The sequence below is a fragment of the Inquilinus ginsengisoli genome, from assembly GCF_050434925.1.
In the GTDB taxonomy this organism is placed as follows: Bacteria; Pseudomonadota; Alphaproteobacteria; order DSM-16000; family Inquilinaceae; genus Inquilinus; species Inquilinus ginsengisoli_B.
This window is the reverse complement of sequence record NZ_JBNDJK010000001.1, coordinates 6,468,676-6,487,782: the sequence shown is the minus strand read 5'-3', so window position 1 is coordinate 6,487,782 and position 19,107 is coordinate 6,468,676. Positions and strand designations below refer to the sequence as shown.

General features: G+C 68.7%; 17 protein-coding genes and 1 riboswitch. Of the genes, 10 read left to right on the top strand and 7 right to left on the bottom strand.

Translation table 11 applies throughout. The annotated features are described in order from the left end of the window. The first annotated feature begins 5 nt into the window (after positions 1 to 5). Positions 6 to 1,673: an acyltransferase gene (locus QFZ27_RS30855; RefSeq protein ID WP_429230286.1), complete on the top strand. Its 1,668-nt coding sequence runs from the start codon at positions 6 to 8 to the stop codon at positions 1,671 to 1,673. Between the two features lie 12 nt (positions 1,674 to 1,685). Here QFZ27_RS30855 and QFZ27_RS30850 read toward each other — a convergent pair whose 3' ends face one another. Then, positions 1,686 to 2,597, bottom strand: a complete 912-nt coding sequence (locus QFZ27_RS30850) for a LysR substrate-binding domain-containing protein (RefSeq protein WP_429230285.1) — start codon at positions 2,595 to 2,597, stop codon at positions 1,686 to 1,688. A 97-nt stretch (positions 2,598 to 2,694) separates the two neighbouring features. Between QFZ27_RS30850 and QFZ27_RS30845 the strand changes: the two genes are divergently transcribed. Together QFZ27_RS30845 and QFZ27_RS30840 are read left to right on the top strand one after the other, a co-directional pair. Next, positions 2,695 to 3,048, top strand: a complete 354-nt coding sequence (locus tag QFZ27_RS30845) for an ArsR/SmtB family transcription factor (protein WP_429230284.1) — start codon at positions 2,695 to 2,697, stop codon at positions 3,046 to 3,048. Continuing rightward, on the top strand, positions 3,045 to 3,548 hold the full coding sequence (locus QFZ27_RS30840) for an SRPBCC family protein (protein WP_429230283.1): 504 nt from the start codon (positions 3,045 to 3,047) through the stop codon (positions 3,546 to 3,548). The genes QFZ27_RS30845 and QFZ27_RS30840 overlap by 4 nt, the downstream gene beginning before the upstream one ends. A gap of 260 nt (positions 3,549 to 3,808) precedes the next feature. Here the strand turns inward: QFZ27_RS30840 and QFZ27_RS30835 are convergent, their stop codons facing one another. Then, positions 3,809 to 4,420, bottom strand: a complete 612-nt coding sequence (locus tag QFZ27_RS30835) for an acetoacetate decarboxylase family protein (protein WP_429230282.1) — start codon at positions 4,418 to 4,420, stop codon at positions 3,809 to 3,811. 107 nt (positions 4,421 to 4,527) lie between these two features. After that, a riboswitch (cobalamin riboswitch) is annotated at positions 4,528 to 4,717 on the top strand. A gap of 111 nt (positions 4,718 to 4,828) precedes the next feature. On the opposite strand from QFZ27_RS30835, the gene QFZ27_RS30830 reads away from it, so the two are divergent. Next, positions 4,829 to 7,744 carry a ribonucleoside-diphosphate reductase subunit alpha gene (locus tag QFZ27_RS30830; RefSeq protein ID WP_429230281.1) on the top strand — a complete coding sequence of 972 codons (2,916 nt, stop codon included), beginning with the start codon at positions 4,829 to 4,831 and terminating at the stop codon, positions 7,742 to 7,744. A 24-nt stretch (positions 7,745 to 7,768) separates the two neighbouring features. Here QFZ27_RS30830 and QFZ27_RS30825 read toward each other — a convergent pair whose 3' ends face one another. Then, positions 7,769 to 9,379 (bottom strand): GMC family oxidoreductase, encoded by a 1,611-nt coding sequence (locus QFZ27_RS30825; protein ID WP_429230280.1) that lies wholly within the window; start codon positions 9,377 to 9,379, stop codon positions 7,769 to 7,771. Positions 9,380 to 9,462: 83 nt separating this feature from the next. Here QFZ27_RS30825 and QFZ27_RS30820 point away from each other — a divergent pair, with 83 nt between their 5' ends. Next, positions 9,463 to 10,371, top strand: coding sequence for a LysR family transcriptional regulator (locus QFZ27_RS30820; RefSeq protein ID WP_429230279.1), 909 nt, complete (start codon positions 9,463 to 9,465; stop codon positions 10,369 to 10,371). A gap of 268 nt (positions 10,372 to 10,639) precedes the next feature. Continuing rightward, on the top strand, positions 10,640 to 11,698 hold the full coding sequence (locus QFZ27_RS30815; protein ID WP_429230278.1) for a fatty acid desaturase family protein: 1,059 nt from the start codon (positions 10,640 to 10,642) through the stop codon (positions 11,696 to 11,698). Here QFZ27_RS30815 and QFZ27_RS30810 read toward each other — a convergent pair whose 3' ends face one another. Together QFZ27_RS30810 and QFZ27_RS30805 are read right to left on the bottom strand one after the other, a co-directional pair. Next, positions 11,699 to 12,163 (bottom strand): hypothetical protein, encoded by a 465-nt coding sequence (locus tag QFZ27_RS30810; protein ID WP_429230277.1) that lies wholly within the window; start codon positions 12,161 to 12,163, stop codon positions 11,699 to 11,701. Positions 12,164 to 12,281: 118 nt separating this feature from the next. Next, positions 12,282 to 12,731, bottom strand: coding sequence for a tetratricopeptide repeat protein (locus tag QFZ27_RS30805; RefSeq protein ID WP_429230276.1), 450 nt, complete (start codon positions 12,729 to 12,731; stop codon positions 12,282 to 12,284). A gap of 463 nt (positions 12,732 to 13,194) precedes the next feature. Between QFZ27_RS30805 and QFZ27_RS30800 the strand changes: the two genes are divergently transcribed. The 4 genes from QFZ27_RS30800 to QFZ27_RS30785 all read left to right on the top strand — a co-directional run bounded on the left by QFZ27_RS30800 (position 13,195) and on the right by QFZ27_RS30785 (position 17,402). Beyond that, the gene (locus tag QFZ27_RS30800; RefSeq protein ID WP_429230275.1) at positions 13,195 to 13,335 is read left to right on the top strand and encodes a hypothetical protein; all 141 of its coding nucleotides are present in this window, start codon (positions 13,195 to 13,197) and stop codon (positions 13,333 to 13,335) included. A gap of 88 nt (positions 13,336 to 13,423) precedes the next feature. Continuing rightward, positions 13,424 to 15,706, top strand: a complete 2,283-nt coding sequence (locus tag QFZ27_RS30795) for a glycosyltransferase family 4 protein (RefSeq protein WP_429230274.1) — start codon at positions 13,424 to 13,426, stop codon at positions 15,704 to 15,706. Positions 15,707 to 15,741: 35 nt separating this feature from the next. After that, complete coding sequence (locus QFZ27_RS30790) at positions 15,742 to 17,040, top strand: glycoside hydrolase family 130 protein (RefSeq protein WP_429230273.1); 1,299 nt, start codon at positions 15,742 to 15,744, stop codon at positions 17,038 to 17,040. Between the two features lie 50 nt (positions 17,041 to 17,090). After that, the gene (locus QFZ27_RS30785) at positions 17,091 to 17,402 is read left to right on the top strand and encodes a hypothetical protein (RefSeq protein WP_429230272.1); all 312 of its coding nucleotides are present in this window, start codon (positions 17,091 to 17,093) and stop codon (positions 17,400 to 17,402) included. Between the two features lie 46 nt (positions 17,403 to 17,448). Here the strand turns inward: QFZ27_RS30785 and QFZ27_RS30780 are convergent, their stop codons facing one another. Both QFZ27_RS30780 and QFZ27_RS30775 read right to left on the bottom strand, forming a co-directional pair. Continuing rightward, complete coding sequence (locus QFZ27_RS30780; protein ID WP_429230271.1) at positions 17,449 to 18,219, bottom strand: SDR family oxidoreductase; 771 nt, start codon at positions 18,217 to 18,219, stop codon at positions 17,449 to 17,451. 75 nt (positions 18,220 to 18,294) lie between these two features. Continuing rightward, on the bottom strand, positions 18,295 to 18,933 hold the full coding sequence (locus QFZ27_RS30775) for a hypothetical protein (protein ID WP_429230270.1): 639 nt from the start codon (positions 18,931 to 18,933) through the stop codon (positions 18,295 to 18,297). Between the last annotated feature and the right edge of the window lie 174 nt (positions 18,934 to 19,107).

The window sequence follows — 19,107 nt, the reverse complement described above, 5'->3', positions numbered from 1 at the left end:
GTTCGATGTCGGTCCCGGACGCCCGCCCAGTGGAAGAGTTCGACTCCCATCCCTGGCGCTTCGAGAGCCAGGCGACGGACGCGCAACGCCGCGCCCAGGCGGCCTTCGTCGCCGAGCTGGCGCAGCGCCTGCCGTTGCAGCTCGGAGAAGGCTGCTACCTGTCGCCCCAGGCCTATATCTTCCCCGACAGCCTGACGCTGGGCGACGGCTGCGTCGTGGCCGCCGGCGTGCGTCTGCACGGCCAGCTGACCGCCGGCGACCACTGCTCGTTCAATCTGCATTGCTCGGTGATCGGCCAGGTGCGGATGGGCTCCTGGGTCCGCATCGCCGCCGGCGCCATGATCGCCGGCTTCGACCATGTCTCGGACGACCCGGAGACGCCGATCGCGCAGCAGGGCGTGTCGACCAAGGGCATCGAGATCGGCGACGATGTCTGGATCGGCGCCAACGCCGTGGTCACTGACGGGGTGCGGATCGGCAGCCACTGCATCGTCGCCGCCGGCGCGGTGGTGACCCGCGACGTGCCGGATTACATGCTGGTCGGCGGCAACCCCGCCCGGGTGATCCGCGACCGGCGCCGGCCGCGGGGCGCGCCCCCGGCCGACGCCCTGCTGGCCGAGGTCAAGGCGTTCGACGCCCGGATCGAAGAGGAGTGGCCGGCGATCCTCGCCGCCCACGTCGCGCCGCCCGGCCAACCCTGCTGGTACGGCGACTCGCGAAACGCCGGCAACGCGCCGTTCCGCGCCGATTGCGACGCGATCCAGATCGCGGCGATGTTCGGTTCCGTGCCGCCGCCCTTCGGCCGCGAGGACTGGATCGCCCGCCTGCAGGCGTTGCAGGACCCGGAGACCGGGCTGTGCTTCAACCCGGGCACGCCGGATGCGGTGCGACGCGACCCGCCGGCCGATCCCGGCGGCGACAACCTCTACAACATCCTCTGCGTCGGCTACGCGCTGGAATGCCTGGGCGCGGCCTTCCGCCACCCCGTCGCCTGGGCCTCGCGGCTCGACCCCGCGGCGCTGCAACGGGCGCTGGACGGCCTGCCCTGGGCCGAGCGCGGCTGGTCCTCCGGCGCCTGGGTCGATGCGCTGGGGACTGCGTACTACCTCAACACCCGTGACTTTGGCGATCCGGGCGGGCTCACCACGCTGATCGGCTGGCTGACCACCCGGGCCAGCGCCACCACCGGGCTGTGGAGCGGCCCGGTGGGCGACGACTGGCTGCAGCCGGTGAACGGCTTCTACCGGCTGACGCGCGGCACCTACGCCCAGTTCGGCCTCCCGTTGCCATATCCGGAGCGGACGATCGATTCCGTCCTGGCCCATCTCCGCCGCCATGGCGGGTTCGAGCCCACCGGCTTCAACGCCTGCAACGTGCTCGACGTCGTGCATCCGCTGATGCTCTGCGCCCGCCAGACCAGCTATCGCGCAGCGGAGATCACGGAAGCCCTGCGCCTGCTCCTCGCCGCCGCGCTCCGGCATTACCAGCCCGGCCGCGGCTTCGCCTTCAGCCGCGGCGAGGCGTCGGGGCTGCAGGGGACGGAGATGTGGCTGTCGATCATTGCCCTGATCCTGACCCATCTCGGCCTGGCCGATGCCGCGAGCTTCCGGCTGGTCGGCGTGCACCGCTGGGGCCCGGCCCTGCCGGCCGACAGGATCTGGCCGGGGCGGTGAGGCGAATGGGCTTCAGCTCCACACACCGGACACCGGCCGCGCCCGCTTGGAGGTCAGCTCCGCGTCCAGCCAGGCGCGGAACAGCTGCACCTTGCGCTGCCGCGACCGGGATTCGGTGGTGACGAACCAGTAGGCGATCTCGGTCGGCGCCGCGATCGGGAAGGGGCGGACCAGCCGTCCGTCCGCCAGCGCGTCGGCGGCGATCAGCTGCCAGGCCATGAACACGCCCTGGCCGGCCACCGCCGCCTCGATCGCCGGGATCGGGTCGGTGTAGGACGGGCCGGACAGGCGCGGCGGCGACGCCACCCCGGCGGCGGCGAACCATTCGGCCCAGGAGATCAGCGAGCCCTCGTCGCGGATCACCGGCACCGTCGCCAGGTCGGCCGGGCGCTTCAGCCGCGACGCCAGCGCCGGGGCGCAGACCGGGAACACAGTCTGCGGGATCAGCTTCTCGGCCAGCGCCCCGGTCCAACCGCCGCGGCCCATGCGGATGGCGCAGTCGATGTCGCCGAGCGCCAGGTCCAGCACGTCGGCGGTGGCGACGAAGCGCAGCTCGATCTCCGGATGGGCGCCGGTGAAGCGCGACAGCCGCGGCACCAGCCAGCGCGCGGCGAAGGCGCTGCCGGTGGTTACGGTCAGGATGCCGGCGCGCTCGACCGCCAGCGCCGCCATCGCATCGGCCAGCATGCGGAAGCCGGCGTCCAGCATCGGCCGGATCCGCCACAGCTCCGCGGTCGGCACCAGCCCGGTCGGGGTGCGCTCGAACAGCATCACACCCAGCCGCGCCTCGGCCCGGCGGATGTGCTGGCTGACCGCGCCCGGCGTCACCCCCAGCTCCTTCGCCGCGGTCGACAGCGAGCCGCCGCGCGCGACCACCGCGATGGCGCGGAGCGCGTTCAGCGGAATCGGGAAGGGCGAGGTCATGCCTCTTCTTTGAGCGGCGGAGGCCGGGCTGTCCAGCGTCGCATCGGGCGGCTGGACAGGGGTTGACTCGTAAATATCCAATTGGTTATATAACCATATGGTTTTGGAAGATTCGCTCACCCTCAAATTCGCCGCGCTCGCCGACCCCACAAGGCGCGCGATCCTGCTTCGCCTGTCGCAGGGCGAGGCCACGGTGACGGAGCTGCAGGCCCCGTTCCGGATCAGCCAGCCCGCCATCTCCAAGCACCTCAAGGTGCTGGAAGGGGCGGGGCTGATCGAGCGTGGCCAGGCCGCCCAGTCGCGGCCGCGGCGCCTCAACCACCAGGCGCTGAAGGAGACGGTCGAGTGGTTCGACCACTTCCGGAACCTCTGGAACGACAGCTTCGACCGCCTCGAGGCGCTGCTCGAAGCCGACCCGACGCCCGAACCCAAGAAGGACGACCGATCATGAAAACCGCCACCGCCGACACCGAATTCGTCATCACCCGCCTGTTCAAGGCGCCGCTCAGCCGGGTCTGGGAGCACTGGACGAGCGCCGAGCGGATGTCGCAATGGTTCGGCCCGAAGGGCGTCACCACCACCGTCAAGACCCTCGACCTGCGGCCGGGCGGGATCATGCACGCCCGCATGGACCAGCCCGGCGGCGGCCGGATGTGGGTGAAGTTCGCCTATCGCGAGGTGGTCGAGCCGTCCCGCCTGGTCTGGGAGCACTCCTTTGCCGACGAGCAGGCCAACATCGTCCAGTCGCCCTTCGGCGGATCCTGGCCGCTCAGGATCCTGTCGACCGTGACCTTCGCGGAGGAGGGGGCGGAGACCCGGATGCGCCTGGTCTGGACGCCGCTCGACGCCAGCGAGGACGAACGGCGGGCCTTCGCCGAGATGCTGGACTCGATGACTGAGGGCTGGGGCGGCACCTTCGACAAGCTGGACGAGGCGCTGGCGGCAGGCTAGGCCGACCCGTCGGATCTATAGAGATTTTCTATAGTCTCGGAGAGACACTGTCCATCGCGGCCGCCGGCCGGCGGATCTATCTCTTGGAGAAGATCTGCCGAGGAGGCTGCGATGTTCTCCTTCCTGCGGCGCCGGAATGTCCGGCGCCGGGCCGACGGCGCCGAGGCGCTGCTGGCCATGACCCCGCGCGAGCTGGCCGACCTGCCCTTCTGGGCCGAGCCGCCGCAGACCGGACTGTGCCGATCCGGCGGGCCGGCCGGTCACACCCCGAACCGCGCCTCGGCCCCTGCCAGCGTGAGGGTCAGCAGCGGCCGTTTCCCGGTCAGCAGGGCCAGCGGCCCGTCCGGCGGGAAGTCCCAGCCGAGGCCGCCGAGGCGCGGCCGGCCGGTGGCGGCGGCGCGGGTGACCCGGACACCGGTTCCGTCCGGCTGCAGCACCCGCAGCCGGACCGGCAGGCGCAGGGGCAGGGCGCGTCCCGGGCGGTCGGTGAAGGTGGCGACCGGCCCCTGGGCGTCGCTCAGCGCGGCCTGCCCGTCGATCGTCTCGAAGCGGCCCAGCCCCTTCGGGATCGCCCACAGCGCCCGGCCGCCGGCCAGCGAGGCCACGCTGTCGACCCAGGCGGCGGTGATCGCGACCCCGATCCGCCGTCCCAGCCGCACCGGCACCGCCACCACCAGCTCGGCATAGGTCAGGTCGCCGCCCGACTCCCATGTCGCCCTCACCGTCGCCAGCAGCGCGCTCCGGCCCCAGCCCAGCGGCCTAGCCTCGTCTGGCAGCGGTCCCGGCAGCGCCGACCGCGGCACCCGCCACAGCGCTGCGTGGACCGTGCCGCGCAGCCGCCAGGGCGGGGAAGGGTAGGGGGCATCGATCATGCTGGAGACAGAGTCCGAGATTTCAGTCGGCGAGTCCAAAACGCACTTGGATTGCGAAGTTTGCGACGGCTCCAACTAGGTATTGACGGAAACCGGCGGAAGGACGTCTATATCTAGACATCACGGGCAACCAAGGGAATCCGGTGCGCCGCTTGTCGGCAAGGCCGGAGCTGCCCCCGCAACTGTAAGCGGCGAGTCGGTTCGTCGTTCGGGCCACTGGCGGGCAACCGCTGGGAAGGCCGGACGATCCGATGGCGACCCGCAAGCCAGGAGACCGGCCCGTGATCACGTAGTGCGTCCTCGGGCGGGGTGACCCGGCGGTGCGATGAGCGAGATGCGCCGGCCCGCCGGCGCATTGACGACTCCGCATCTTCGGCCCAAGCCCCAATACGATCATGGGGTTTGCCGATGTCCGTCCTCCTCGAATCCGACCGCGCCCTCGCCGGCGCACCCGCCGTCCCGGCCCCCCGTGCCGCCGCCGAGCCTGCCTATCAGGTGATCCGCCGCAACGGCGCGGTCACCGCCTTCGACGAATCCAAGATCTCGGTGGCGCTGACCAAGGCCTTCCTGGCGGTCGAGGGCGTCGGCGCCGGCGCCTCGCGCCGGGTGCATGACATCGTCGAGGGCCTGACCGGCCAGATCGTCGGCGCCCTGGCCCGCCGCGCCGATCACGGCCGCACCTTCCACATCGAGGAGGTGCAGGACCAGGTCGAGCTGGCGCTGATGCGCGGCGAGCACCACAAGGTCGCCCGCGCCTATGTGCTGTATCGCGACGAGCGGTCGCGCGAGCGCGCCGCCGCCGCGGCCAAGACCGAATCCTCGCCGGTGGCGCCGGCGCTGCATGTCACGGCAGTCGACGGCAGCCGCGCGCCGCTCGACCAGGCGCGGCTGGTCCGGCTGGTCGAGGAGGCCTGCGCCGGCCTGGACGATGTCGCCGCCGGCCCGGTCCTGGCCGAGACCCGGCGCAACCTCTATGACGGCATCAGCGAGGCCGAGCTGGCCCTGGCGCCGATCATGGCCGCCCGCACCCTGATCGAGACCGAGCCGAACTACAGCCAGGTCAGCGCCCGGCTGCTGCTGGACCTGCTGCGGCACGAGGCGCTGTCCTTCGTTTACGGCCGCCCGACCCGCGCCACCCATGCCGAGATGGGGCAGGGCTATGCCGAGTACTTCCCGGCCTATGTCAAGAAGGGCATCGCGGTCGACCTGCTGGACCCGGAACTGGCGCGCTACGACCTGGCCAGGCTGTCGGCGGCGCTGAAGCCGGAGCGCGACCTGCAGTTCCAGTTCCTCGGGCTGCAGACGCTGTACGACCGCTACTTCCTGCAGACCGGGGGCATCCGCTTCGAGCTGCCGCAGGCCTTCTTCATGCGCGTCGCCATGGGGCTCGCCGCGCGGGAGATCGACCGCGAGGCGCGGGCGATCGAGTTCTACGACCTGATCTCCTCCTTCGACTTCATGTGCTCGACGCCGACGCTGTTCAACGCCGGCACGCCGCGGCCGCAGCTGTCCTCGTGCTTCCTGACCTCGGTGGCGGACGACCTGGACGGCATCTTCAAGGCGGTCAAGGACAACGCGCTGCTGTCGAAATACGCCGGCGGCCTGGGCAATTCCTGGACCCGCGTGCGCGGCCTGGGCGCCCATATCCGCGGCACCAACGGCCAGTCGCAGGGGGTCGTCCCGTTCCTCAAGGTCGCCAACGACACCGCCATCGCGGTGAACCAGGGCGGCAAGCGCAAGGGCGCGGTCTGCGCCTATCTCGAGACCTGGCACGTCGACATCGAGGAATTCCTCGACCTGCGCAAGAACACCGGCGACGACCGGCGCCGCACCCATGACATGAACACCGCCAACTGGGTGCCGGACCTGTTCCTGCAGCGGGTCGAGGCCGACGGCCCCTGGACCCTGTTCTCGCCGGACGAGGTGCCGGACCTGCACGATTTGTACGGCCCGGCCTTCAAGACCGCCTACGAGGGCTATGAGGCCAAGGCCGCGCGCGGCGAGATCCGCGTCCACAAGCAGGTGCGCGCGCTCGACCTGTGGCGCCGCATGCTGACCATGCTGTTCGAGACTGGCCACCCCTGGGTGACCTTCAAGGACCCCTGCAACATCCGCTCGCCGCAGGGCCATGTCGGCGTCGTGCACTCCTCGAACCTGTGCACCGAGATCACGCTGAACACCTCGGACGACGAGGTCGCGGTCTGCAACCTCGGCTCGATCAACCTGGCCAACCACATCGGCGGGCGCGGGCTCGACCGGGCGCGGCTGGAGCGCACCATCCGCACCGCGATGCGGATGCTGGACAACGTCATCGACATCAATTTCTACACGATCCCGGAGGCGCGCCGCTCCAACCTGCGGCACCGCCCGGTCGGGCTCGGCATCATGGGCTTCCAGGACGCGCTGCAGGCGCTGCGGCTGCCGGTCGCGTCCGACGCCGCGGTGCGCTTCGCCGATGAGAGCATGGAGGTGATCAGCTTCCACACCATCTCCGCCTCGGTCGACCTGGCGGCGGAGCGCGGGCGCTACCCGTCCTTCGACGGCTCGCTGTGGAGCCGCGGCATCCTGCCGATCGATTCCGTCGAGCTGCTGGCCGAGGCGCGGGACGGGGTGCTGGATCTCGACCGCTCCACAAGCCTCGACTGGAGCGGCCTGCGCGAGCGGGTGCAGACGGTCGGCATGCGCAATTCCAACACCATGGCGATCGCGCCGACCGCCACCATCTCCAACATCTGCGGCGTCGCCCAGTCGATCGAGCCGGCGTTCCGCAACCTCTACGTCAAGGCCAACATGTCGGGCGACTTCACGGTGGTGAATCCCGGCCTGGTCCGCGACCTCAAGGCGCTCGGCCTGTGGGACGAGGTGATGATCTCCGATCTGAAGTATTTCGACGGCAGCCTCGGCGCCATCGACCGGGTGCCGGACGACCTGAAGGCGCTGTACGCCACCGCCTTCGAGATCGACGCCTCCTGGCTGGTCGAGGCGGCGGCCCGGCGGCAGAAATGGATCGACCAGGCCCAGTCGCTGAACCTGTACATCGCCAACCCGAACGGTCGGAAGCTGGACACGCTATACCGGCTAGCCTGGAAGCGCGGGCTGAAGACCACCTACTACCTGCGGGCGATGAGCGCGACCCATGTCGAGAAGTCGACGCTGAAGGGCACCGACGGCAAGCTCAACGCCGTCTCCGCCCCCGGGCCGGTCACGACCGCGCCGGTCCTCGCCGCACCCGCGCCGGCCCCGGCCGCGGATGAGCTGGTGCTGACCGACGGGGCGCCGATGGTCTGCCCGATCGACGACCCGACCTGCGAGGCCTGCCAGTAGCGGTTCCGGCAGATCCTCGGCGTCTCAGCGCGCGGCGTCGAGGATCAACGCCGCGCCTTTCTCCGCGATCATGATGGTGGGGGAGTTGGTGTTGCCCGAGGTGATCGTCGGCATCACCGACGCATCGACCACCCGCAGGCCGGCGATGCCCCGGACCCGCAGGGAACCGTCGACCACGGCCATGGGATCGCCTTCGACGCCCATCCTGGCGGTCCCGACCGGGTGGAAGATGGTGGTGCCGACATCCCCCGCCGCAGTGATCAGCTGCGTGTCGGACGTCAGCTCCGGGCCGGGCCGCAGCTCCTGCGGCGCATAGCGGGCCATGGCCGGCTGCTGCATGATGCGCCGCACGATCCGGATCGAATCGGCCGCGACCTGGCGGTCCTCCGCCGTCGCCAGATAGTTTGGGGCGATGACGGGTGGGGCCGCGGGGTCGCTCGACCGCGCATGGATCGAGCCGCGGCTGCTCGGGCGGAGATTGCACACGCTGGTCGTGATCGCCGGGAACGGATGCATGCTGTCGCCGAACTTGTCGAGCGACAGCGGCTGGATGTGCATCTGCAGGTTGGGCGTCTCGTACTGCGCCGCCGAGCGGGTGAAGGCGCCGAGCTGCGACGGCGCCATGGTCATCGCCCCGCGCCGCAGCAAGGCATATTCGGCCCCCATCAGGCCGCGGCGCAGCAGCGACCGGTACTGCATGTTCAGCGTCGGGACGTTGGCGACCTTGAAGATCGGCCGCAGTTGCAGGTGATCCTGCAGGTTCTCGCCGACGCCGGGCAGGGGACGCGCGACCTCGATCCCGAGCTGCCGCAGCCGATCGCCGTCGCCGATGCCCGAACGCTCCAGCAGGGCAGGCGTCGCCACCGCGCCGGTCGAGACGACGACCTCCGCCCGCGCCCGCAGCAGGCGCTCCTGTCCGTCCTGGCGTATGACGACGCCGGTTGCCCGGCCGTCCTCGACGATGACCCGCTCGGCGATTGCCCGGGTGAAGATCGCAAGGTTCGGCCGCTTCAGCGCCGGCTGCAGGAATCCCCGCGCCGCGCTCCAGCGCCGGCCCCGCTTCTGGTTGACGTCGAAATAGCCGCAGCCCTCGTTGCTGCCGGTGTTGAAATCGGCCGACCGCGGGATCCCGGCCTGCTCCGCCGCGCCGATGAAGGCGTCCAGGACCTGCCAGCGCAGCCGCGGTCGGTCCACCCGCCACTCCCCGCCGGCGCCGTGCAGGGCATCGGCGCCGCGCCAATGGTCCTCATGCGCCTTGAAGACGGGCAGCACGTCGTCCCAGCCCCAGCCGACCAGGCCCCGCTGACGCCAGCCATCGTAATCCGCGGCCTGGCCGCGCATATAGATCATGGCGTTGATGGCGGAGCAGCCGCCCAGCACCTTGCCGCGGGGATAGGCCAAGTCGCGGCCGTTGAGGCCGGGGACGGGCTCGGTCCGGAACAGCCAGTCCGACCGCGGATTGCCGATCGCGAAGAGGTAGCCGACGGGGATGTGGAACCAGATCCAGTCGTCGCGCCCGCCGCCCTCGACCAGCCCCACCCGATAGCGCCCGCTCGTGGATAGGCGGTTGGCCAGCACGCAGCCGGCCGAACCGCCGCCCAAGACGATGAAATCGAACTCCAGATCGCCGGCCATCGCCATCCTCCCGTTGTTGCGGTTGCATTACTGGGAGAATTTGATCAGCAATACGGGAATGTTCCCCAAGGGCCTGTGTGATTATGAACAGCATGCGTCGCTACGACTGGAACGACCTCAGCTTCTTCGTCGAGGTGGCGCGGCATGGCACGCTGAGCGGCGCCGCCCGCGCCATCGGCAGCGACCATGCCACGGTCAGCCGTCGCGTCGCCGCGCTGGAACATGCCCTGGGATCGGCGCTGTTCCACCGCAGCCCGGTCGGCTACATGCTGACCCCGGCCGGCGCCGAGCTGCTGCCGCATGCCGAACGGGTCGAGACCGCGGCGCGAGAGGCGACGGAGGCCCTGGGGCGGCCGCAGGCCGGGCTGGTCGGCAAGATCCGCCTGGCCACGCCCGACGGCTTCGGCAACCACTTCCTCGCCCGGCATCTGGGCGAATTCGCCTCGGCCTATCCGCAGCTGACGATCGAGCTGGTCACCGTCTCGCAGATCCTCTCGCTGTCGCAGCGCGAGGGCGATCTTTCGGTGACGCTGGCGCCGCCTGCCCGCGGCCGGTTTCAGACCGAGCGGCTGACCGAGTACGACCTCGCGATCTATGGCGACGCCGGCTATCTCGCCAAGGCCCCGCCGATCCGGACCCGGCAGGATCTGCGCGGGCACCGCTTCATCGGCTATGTCGACGACCTGATCTTCACGCGCGAGCTGGACTATCTCGGCGAGGTCCTGCCGGGCCTGATCGTGCCGTTGCAGGCGACGAGCCTGCTGGGGCAGTTGAACGCCGTCCTGCGGGGCGACGGCCTGTGCGTGCTGCCGCGGTTCATCGCGCAGCAGCATGCCGCCCTTGCCGTGGTCCTTTCCGGCGACGTCAGGCTGCGCCGGAGCTATTGGATCAGTGCCCATCAAGAGCACACGAACCTGCCCCGAATCCGGGTCCTGCGGGACTTCATCCGCCGATGCGTCGAGCGTCACGGCGACTTCCTGATGGACCCGTAGGCCGCCTTCGGATGCCGGCATTTTCCGCCGGCCGCATTCCGACCGCGGATCCGGGTGACTTAAAATCGCCGACGGCGATCCTATATATATTGGATCGACCGAGATTTGTTCGGCTAGCGCTCAATGCTCGTGGCCGAGCTCAAGCCCGGTTTCGTACCTTTGGACGTTTGACCCCTTGCTGTTGTGGAGCGCTGCTACCGTCCGCTTTGCACTCGACAATTCACAAGAATAGTACCGCCCGGCTCCGCCGGGCTATTCAGGGACGCACATGCAAAGCACTTCCGATCCAAGCCTCGTAACGGCACAGCCGCGCCTTCCACTCGATGCGGATGCGGCGCTGCGGGCCGAGGTGGCGCGCTTCCGGACACCGAGTCTGCCGTGGGCGATCTGGCAGCTGGCCTCGACCCTGGCCGGCTTCGTCGCGGTCTGCGCCACGATGTATGCCAGCCTGGGGGTGTCGTACTGGTTGACGCTCGGGCTGGCCGTGATCGCGGCCGGCCTCACGGTGCGCCTCTTCATCATCCAGCATGATTGCGGGCACTCGTCGTTCTTCGCCTCGCGCCGCGCCAACCTGGTGATCGGCCGCCTGTGCAGCCTGATCACCTTCACGCCCTTCGCGAATTGGCGCCGCCAGCATGCCGGGCACCACGCCGTCTGGAACAATCTCGATCGGCGCGACAGCGGGGCCGACATCTACTCGACCTGCCTGACCGTCTCGGAATACCAGGCCCTCACGCCGCGGCGCCGCTTCCTGTATCGGCTGAGCCGCCATCCGGTGATCACCGGGCTGCTGCTGCCGCCGCTGGTCTTTCTGCTGCTGTACCGGATTCCGTTCGACACGCCGAAGGACTGGCGCCGGGAACGACTGTCGGTTCACGCTACCAACGCCGGCATCGCCATTCTCTTTGTCGGGCTCGGGCTCGCTTTGGGGTTCGAGCGCGTGCTGCTGGTCCAGGTGCCGATCATGGTGATCGCCTCGATCATCGGCGTCTGGCTGTTCGCGGTGCAGCATCGCTTTGAGGAGACGCTGTGGCAGCGGGATGCGGAATGGCGGTTCGGCACGGCCTCGCTGCAGGGCTCCTCCTATCTCAAGCTGCCGCGGATCCTGCAATGGTTCACCGGCAATATCGGGTTCCACCACATCCACCATCTCAATCCGCGCATCCCCAACTATCGCCTGCCGGCCTGCCACGCCGCGATCCAGCAGCTGCACGCCGTGCCGAGCCTGACCCTGTGGGATGCCCTGCGCGCGCCGTTCTTCGCACTGTGGGACGAGACGCGGCAGCAGATGGTCGGTTTCCCGGCCGCTTGCGACAGCCGGGGCTGATCACCAAGCCACGACGAGGGTGGCGAACAGGACGCCGGCGACGATCGCGATGATCCAGGCCGGCGCCCGGGGATTGGTCGCCGCCCAGTAGCGCCAGCCGTCCGCCAGCCGGTCGAGCGGCCGCGGTGCAGGCTGCCCCGGCGCCTTTGCCGGCCGGCCCTCGGCGCGTGCTTCCTCCGCAGGGCCGGGTTTCGCGGGTGAGGCCGGCGGCGCGCCATCCCGCAGCAAAGCCGCGGCAAGCTCGTCCGGATCCACGGTGACGACCTGGACCAGCTCGCCGCTGCCGGATCGGCCGGGCAGGCGGATCATTGTCGCGACCCGGCGATAGACCGGGGGCGAGGAATCGTCGAAATGCTCCTCGTCCGTCTCCACCGTGTAGGTTCCGGGCGGCTGCGGCCCGTCGATGCCGCTCAGGGTGAACGGCCGAGCGAAGGTCACGGTCCTGCTGCTGGTCCGCATGGTCATTCGCGGCTCCTTCATCCTCAGCCCGGGCTTGGCTAGGCGAAGGCCCGGGCTGCGGCGTAAACGACGATCAGCACCACGAGGCCGATCGGAATCACGATGGGTGGGACGAACCAGGCCTTCATTGCGGTGCCGTCGCGAGGAGGAGCGGCGCCTCTGTCCCGGTCTTCTCCACCCCGGCTTTCTCCGTCTCGATCTTGGGCTTCCAGCGCGATGCCCGGCGATGCGCCTGCGCGACCTGGGTGGCGGTCAGATGCGCGGCGGTACGCTTGTAGCCCGATCGGGCGTCCTGGCCCCGGGCGCCGGGCTGCCCCTCCGCCGCCAGCAGAAACCATGCGCACGCCTTGACCGCGTCCTTGGACGCGCCCGGGCCTTCGACATAGATCTCGGCCAGCCGGCTCTGCGCCCGCGGCAGGCCCTGGTTCGCCGCGCGCAGCAGCCACCGGATGGCATCGATCCGCCTGTTCTCGACGGTATAGCCGGGTTCACCGTCCCGATTGCCGTAGACGATGCCGAGATTGAACTGCGCCACGGCATCGCCGAGCTCGGCGTCCCGTTGCAGCCGCCGCATGCTGTCAATCTTCAATGGTGATCTCCTTGTGCCGGCGTTCCGGCGACCGGAACGCCGGAAGGGCTAAAGCGGAGCGACGACCGATATTCCGGTCACGGCAAATACCGGACGCGATTCCTCGCGTTATGAGCCTTGATATGGTGTCGGCCCATCACTATTGCGACCTAAAATATCACAGCTCGGCCGGGAACTATATTCATAATCTCGTTCGCCTCTCTATGTGTTTGAAATATAATGCCGATTCATGAATTGAATCGAAGCTTGATTTTTTACGAGATGGCGGTCGTATTTTCTATAGATATCGACGGATTTGGTCCATAATTATTGGTGAAATTCCGGACATAAAGCTTCGGCTTCGAGCCATCGGGCGCGACATGGATCCGGATTCTATCATCTGAATTGAAATTCGGCCGGCCCGCGAATGTCGCGGGCGACCGAGTCAACGCTTGCGGACGAGGGATTCATGGCCAAAGGGCAGAAGCGTAGCAGTCGGGAAATCCGCAAGCCCAAGCAGGCGGCGAAGCCGGTGGTCCACGGCGCGGCCGTGAGCCTGCTGAGCCGGGTGGCGGCTCCGGGGGCCGGCACCGGCAAGAGGAAGATCTGAGGGCCGGCGCATCGACCGTCCTGTTCCGGACCGCCTTCCTATCGCCGCCGCGGCAATGGACAGGCGGCCTTCCGATGGAGGCGCTATCATGACCCAGCCGATCCGTGTAGCCTTCATCGGTAATTCGCTCCCCCGCCGCTGTGGGATCGCGACCTTCACGACCGATCTGCAGCAGGCGGTCGCGGCGTCGGACACAGTGGCCGACACCTGCATCGCGGCGATGACCGACCCCGGCCGCGCCTATGACTACCCGGCTGCCGTTCGCATCGAGATCGCCGACGATCGGATCGAAGACTATGTCCGGGCGGCCGATGCCATCAACGCCGGCCAGTTCGACGTCGTCTCGCTGCAGCACGAGTTCGGCATCTTCGGCGGCGAGGCCGGCGGTCATGTCATGGCGCTGCTGTCGCGCCTGACCATGCCGGTGGTCACCACGCTCCACACCGTCCTCGCCGAGCCGACGGCGGCGCAGCGGGACGTGCTGAGCCGGATCGTCGGCGTGTCGGCGCGGGTCGTCGTCATGGCCAGGAAGGGCCGCGACCTGCTGCGAACGGTCTATGGCGTCCCGGCGGACAAGATCGACGTCATCCTGCACGGCATTCCCGACGCCGCCTTCACCGAGCCCACCGCGGCCAAGGCCAAGCTGGGCTTCGCCGGACGGCCGGTCATCCTGACCTTCGGCCTGTTGTCCCCCAACAAGGGGATCGAGGTCGTGATCGATGCCATGCCGGAAATCCTGCGGAGCCGGCCCGACACGATGTATGTCGTGCTCGGCGCGACACACCCCAACCTGGTCCGCGACCAGGGCGAGGTCTACCGCGAAAGCCTGGCGGCCCGGGCGCGGGACCGCGGGGTCGAAGGGCACGTCGTGCTGCTCGACCAGTTCGTCGATCTGGCCACGCTGCTCGAGTTCATCTCGATGTGCGACGTCTATGTCACGCCCTATCTCGACGAGGCGCAGATGACGTCGGGGACCCTCGCCTACAGCTTCGGCCTGGGCAAGGCGGTGGTCTCGACACCCTATTGGCACGCCCGGGAACTGCTGGCCGACGGGCACGGCATCCTGGTGCCATTCGGCGATGCCGCGGCCACGGGCGCCGCGGTCGCGGGGCTCCTGACCGACGACATCCGGCGCGAGGCGATGCGCCGGCGCGCCTATGCGAGCAGCCGGTCGATGACCTGGGCGCGCACGGCGGAGCAATACCGGGACGTCTTCGAGCGGGCGCGGCGCGGGCATCGGTTCCGCGTGGTCGAGCGGCGCGACCCGAGCTCGCCGATGAACCCCGGCTTCGCGCCGCCGGCGACGCAGCTCGGCCATTTCCTGTCGATGTGCGACGACACCGGGCTGTTCCAGCATGCGGTGCATTCGGTGCCCGACCGGTCCCACGGCTACTGCGTCGACGACAACGCCCGCGCGCTGCTGGTGGCCTGTGCCCTCAACAACCCGCGCGAGGCGCGGCTGCCGGAGATCCTGACGGCCCGGCTTGCGGCCTTCGTCCAGCATGCCTGGAATCCCGATACGCGGCGGTTCCGCAACTTCATGGGCTTCGACCGGCGCTGGCTCGAGGAGAGCGGTTCGGAAGACAGCCACGGCCGGACGCTCTGGGCCCTGGGCGAATGCGCCCGCAGCGACGCCAGCGCGTCGCGGCGGCGCTGGGCCGCCGCGCTGTTCGCCGAGGCGTTGCCGGCAGCCGAGGCCTTCGGCTCGCCCCGCGCCTGGGCCTTTACCCTGCTCGGGCTCGACGCCTATTGCGCCGTGACGGCCGAGGATACCCTCGCCGAACGGATCCGGCACGGCTTGGCCGCAAGGTTGATGGCGATCCTCGCGGCTGCCGAGACCCAGGGCTGGACGTGGTTCGAAGATGGGCTGGCCTACGACAATGCAAGGCTGCCGCAGGCCCTGATCGTCACCGGAATGGCGGTCCGATCGGCGGAGTTCGTCGATGCCGGCCTGCGGACCCTGCACTGGCTGATGGCGCTGCAGACGACGCCGGCGGGCATGTTCCGGCCGGTCGGGTCGAGCAGCTTCGGCGACAAGCGGATGGCGCCGCAGCCCTTCGATCAGCAGCCCCTGGAGGTCACGGCGACGGTTTCCGCCTGCCTGGCGGCGTGGCGCGTGGAGGGTGACCCGGAATGGCGGGCCGATGCGGTGCACGCCTTCGCCTGGTTCTTCGGCGACAACGACCTGTCGCTGCCTCTGGTCGACCCGGAGACCGGCGGCTGCCGAGACGGCCTGCATCCCGACCGGGTGAACCAGAACCAGGGCGGTGAATCGGTCGTCTCCTATCTGCTCAGCCAACTGGAGATGCGCCAGATCGCGCATGTCGTGGACGGCCGAGCGAAATTCGTGCCTCGCCTGGCCGAGACGTGAGCGCGTGACCTTCCCTTGACCTGCCCGAGGACACCTTGTCGCAAATCACCTTCCTGAACCGGCAGGCGCTCCACCTGCGCCCGGATCCCGCCCGGGTGGTCGTGCGCCCGTTCAAGCCGTCGGTCGAGCCACGGGATCTCAATCCCGGCGACAAGTCCCGCGCCAACCACATCGTCGACCGGGTGCTGGCGCTGGACCCCGAGGCGGCCGCCGGCCAGCTGGCCGAAGTGCTGACGAATTTCGAAGGCCGCCACCGCCGCCTGCTGGAGAGGTTCGAGGCCCGGGCGGACGACATGGAGGACGCCTTCTCGATTCATACCGTGTTCACCGAGACGCAGCGCCAGCTGGTCGGTGCCTACTTCCTGCTCGAATACGCCTTCGAGGCGGCGGCGCTGTTCAATCCCAGCATCGTGCCTCATCCCGACCAGTCCGGTGCGCCGGAGGGCGGGCGCCGCTTTATCCTCAGCCTCCGCGCCGTCGGTGAAGGGCATATCTCGTCGCTGACGTTCCGGTCGGGCTCGATCACGGCTGACGGCCGCCTGACCATCGACCCGTCGGCCCGGCTCGCCTCCGTTCCCGGGGTGGAGCGGCGGACTCCCGGCCCGCATGGCGACGAGGTCGAACTGGTCTTCTTGCCGGACGAGGACATCAGCGAGCGGGTGATCTTTCCCGTCACGGACTCCCAGGCCCGCGGTATCGAGGATGCCCGTTTCGTCGAATTCGACGAGGGCGGCCGGACGATCTTCCGCGCCACCTACACCGCCTATAGCGGCCAGGGGATTCGGTCCGAGATGATCGAGACCTCCGACTTCGTCTCGTTCCGGATGTTCCCGCTGCGCGGGGATGCTGCCGGCAACAAGGGCATGGCCCTGTTTCCCCGCCGGCTCGGCGGCCGCTACGCCATGATCGGCCGGCAGGACAACGAGAACCTCTATCTGATCTATTCGGACGACATGCATGTCTGGAACGGTGGCCAGTTGATCTTGAGGCCTCAGTTCCCGTGGGAGTTCGTGCAGATCGGCAATTGCGGATCGCCGATCGAGCTCGACGAAGGCTGGCTGCTGCTGACCCATGGTGTGGGTCCGGTCCGGAGGTATTCGATCGGGGCGGTTCTCCTCGACAAGGACGACCCCTCCAAGGTCCTCGCCCGGTCGCGCGAGCCGCTGGTGCGGCCCGAGCCGTCGGAACGCGAAGGCTACGTGCCCAACGTCGTCTACACCTGCGGGGCGATGCGGCACGGCGGCCAGATCATCCTGCCTTATGCGGTCTCCGACACTTTCTCCACCCTCGCGACGATCGAGATCGCGGCGCTGCTGCGGGCGATGGAGGGCTGACCGCCGCTCCAGCCGCCCCCGGCCGCGCAGGACCGACAGGGAGACGCATGATGCAGATGGAGATCAGGCCGACGATATCGGTATGGGACGAGGACCGATGGCTCCGCGTCGACACCGGCGCCAAGCTGCTCGACCTGCTGCGGGTCCTGGCCGGCGAACTGCCGAAGCCCGGTTTCGTCATGCCGCATGACGGGGCCGGACTCGACCCGTCGACGATCGCGCATCGCCGGTTTCAGGAGCTGGTGCGGCTGGTCGAGCGGGAGGGCGAAGCCGGCGCGGAGCGGCTCAGCCGGGCCGCGGCGGCCTGCGCGGGGGATCTGATCGGCGCCTACCGCCGGGTGTTCATCGGCGTCCTGCCCTGATGCCGCTCTCACCAAGTTCACGGATTGCCCCGGACGGAGATCGCGCTCAGCTTCGATTGATCGACACGCCGCCATCGGCAAGCAAGGCACTGCCGGTGGTGAAGCTCGATGCGTCCGAGGCGAGGTAAAGCGCCGACTTTGCGATCTCCTCGGGCTGTGCGATGCGCCTCAGCGCGTGGAGCCGTTCGATGAAGGCCAGCACCTCGGGGCCTGCGCCCGGCGCGTTGGTGACGCTTGCCGGCGTGTCGGTGCCACCCGGCAGCAATGCATTGACGCGAACCCCCATCGGTCCGTATTCGGCGGCGAGAACCTGCGCCAACCCGATCAGCCCCGCCTTGCTCGCAGCATAGGCGGTCATGCCCGGCATGCCTACCGTGTAGCCAACGAATGAGGAGGTCAGGATCACAGAGCCGCCGCCGCGTTCGATCATGGCGGGCACCTGATATTTGGCGCCCAGGAAGGCGCTCGTCAGATTGGTGTCGAGCGTTTCGCGCCAACCCTTGAGTGTCAGGTTGGCAATGGGTCCCATCTCGCCGATTATGCCGGCGTTGTTGAAAGCGACATCGAGCCCTCCGAATTCGCTTATAGCCAGTTCGACCAGGGCCTTCGCATAGGCTTCGTCCTTGACGTCACCGGCAAGGGCCGCCGCCTGACCATCGGCCTCCCGGATCTCCGCGACGAGCGTGTCGAGCTCTGCTTGGCGCCGGGCGGCGACCACGACCTTGGCGCCCTCTCGCGCGAACAGCAGCGCGGTCGCCCGGCCAATTCCGGAACTCGCCCCGGTCACAATGGCGACTTTTCGGATGAGGGCAGTCATCTGGAATTCCTTTTTCTGGTTCTGATGACGCAGATCTAGAGAAACTCCCGGACGGTCACACCCCGCCTCTTGCTTTCAGTTGATCGTCCATCGCGAAGGCGGCGGTTGTTCTTCCGAAGCTGCCTGTGTCAGCGGCGCACTGATCGGGTGTAGGAAATACTCGTTCCCACCCAACGTCATCAGGAGCGTGTGCGCCTGTTCGAGATAACGGCTCGCGACCCGGCGTTCGAAAGGGCCGGGCTCCGCCTCGGATCGGCTGACAAGGGCGGCGGTTGAGGTGTCCGCGTCGGGGTGACGGTAGATCTCGATGGTCGCGGCGCAGGGCGACAGGACCGTAGCCTGCACGAGAAGGTCCAAGCCATCCTCCATCACGCGGAAGTTCATCGCGTGCCGCGGCAGCCGCGGATCGTGATCGAGCGCCGAGAGAATCTGCCTGACCGCCACCGGGGCGACGGCGGCGATCCATCGGATGTCCCGATTCCGCAGGGTAAAGTCACGCGTCAGCCGCTCGCTCAGCGGCCCGACAATGCCGTGCCCGAAGACGACCAGGTCGAAATCGGCGGCGTCGAACTGTTGCGCGGCTCCCTCGGGATCGGTGGACCCCTGGACTGGGATGCCGAGCGCGAGAAGCGGCCCCACCACGCTCTGGTTGACCGCCGGCGATCGGCCGATAACCAGGACGCGCTGCGAGGGCCGAGGGGAAAGGTACATCATCTCATCCGTCCCTTCATGAACCGGAAGCCTGCATGGCCGAACCGGACGCCCACGGAGCTCTGCGTCCCGGACGAATTCTTCTGAAACTCATGGATTTGTCAGTAGGATCATCGCACTTGCGCAATCCAAAAAATAAAACGGCCCCAGAGCACAAGATTGGAACAGAATTTTGTT

Coding starts and splice junctions, on each gene's coding strand:
- QFZ27_RS30800 (WP_429230275.1), top strand. CDS start 13,195: ATGGCCAAAGGGCAGAAGCGTAGCAGTCGGGAAATCCGCAAGCCCAAG.
- QFZ27_RS30815 (WP_429230278.1), top strand. CDS start 10,640: ATGCAAAGCACTTCCGATCCAAGCCTCGTAACGGCACAGCCGCGCCTT.
- QFZ27_RS30820 (WP_429230279.1), top strand. CDS start 9,463: ATGAACAGCATGCGTCGCTACGACTGGAACGACCTCAGCTTCTTCGTC.
- QFZ27_RS30805 (WP_429230276.1), bottom strand. CDS start 12,731: ATGCGGCGGCTGCAACGGGACGCCGAGCTCGGCGATGCCGTGGCGCAG.
- QFZ27_RS30785 (WP_429230272.1), top strand. CDS start 17,091: ATGCAGATGGAGATCAGGCCGACGATATCGGTATGGGACGAGGACCGA.
- QFZ27_RS30835 (WP_429230282.1), bottom strand. CDS start 4,420: ATGATCGATGCCCCCTACCCTTCCCCGCCCTGGCGGCTGCGCGGCACG.
- QFZ27_RS30830 (WP_429230281.1), top strand. CDS start 4,829: ATGTCCGTCCTCCTCGAATCCGACCGCGCCCTCGCCGGCGCACCCGCC.
- QFZ27_RS30845 (WP_429230284.1), top strand. CDS start 2,695: ATGGTTTTGGAAGATTCGCTCACCCTCAAATTCGCCGCGCTCGCCGAC.
- QFZ27_RS30840 (WP_429230283.1), top strand. CDS start 3,045: ATGAAAACCGCCACCGCCGACACCGAATTCGTCATCACCCGCCTGTTC.
- QFZ27_RS30810 (WP_429230277.1), bottom strand. CDS start 12,163: ATGACCATGCGGACCAGCAGCAGGACCGTGACCTTCGCTCGGCCGTTC.
- QFZ27_RS30850 (WP_429230285.1), bottom strand. CDS start 2,597: ATGACCTCGCCCTTCCCGATTCCGCTGAACGCGCTCCGCGCCATCGCG.
- QFZ27_RS30780 (WP_429230271.1), bottom strand. CDS start 18,219: ATGACTGCCCTCATCCGAAAAGTCGCCATTGTGACCGGGGCGAGTTCC.
- QFZ27_RS30775 (WP_429230270.1), bottom strand. CDS start 18,933: ATGATGTACCTTTCCCCTCGGCCCTCGCAGCGCGTCCTGGTTATCGGC.
- QFZ27_RS30825 (WP_429230280.1), bottom strand. CDS start 9,379: ATGGCCGGCGATCTGGAGTTCGATTTCATCGTCTTGGGCGGCGGTTCG.
- QFZ27_RS30795 (WP_429230274.1), top strand. CDS start 13,424: ATGACCCAGCCGATCCGTGTAGCCTTCATCGGTAATTCGCTCCCCCGC.
- QFZ27_RS30855 (WP_429230286.1), top strand. CDS start 6: ATGTCGGTCCCGGACGCCCGCCCAGTGGAAGAGTTCGACTCCCATCCC.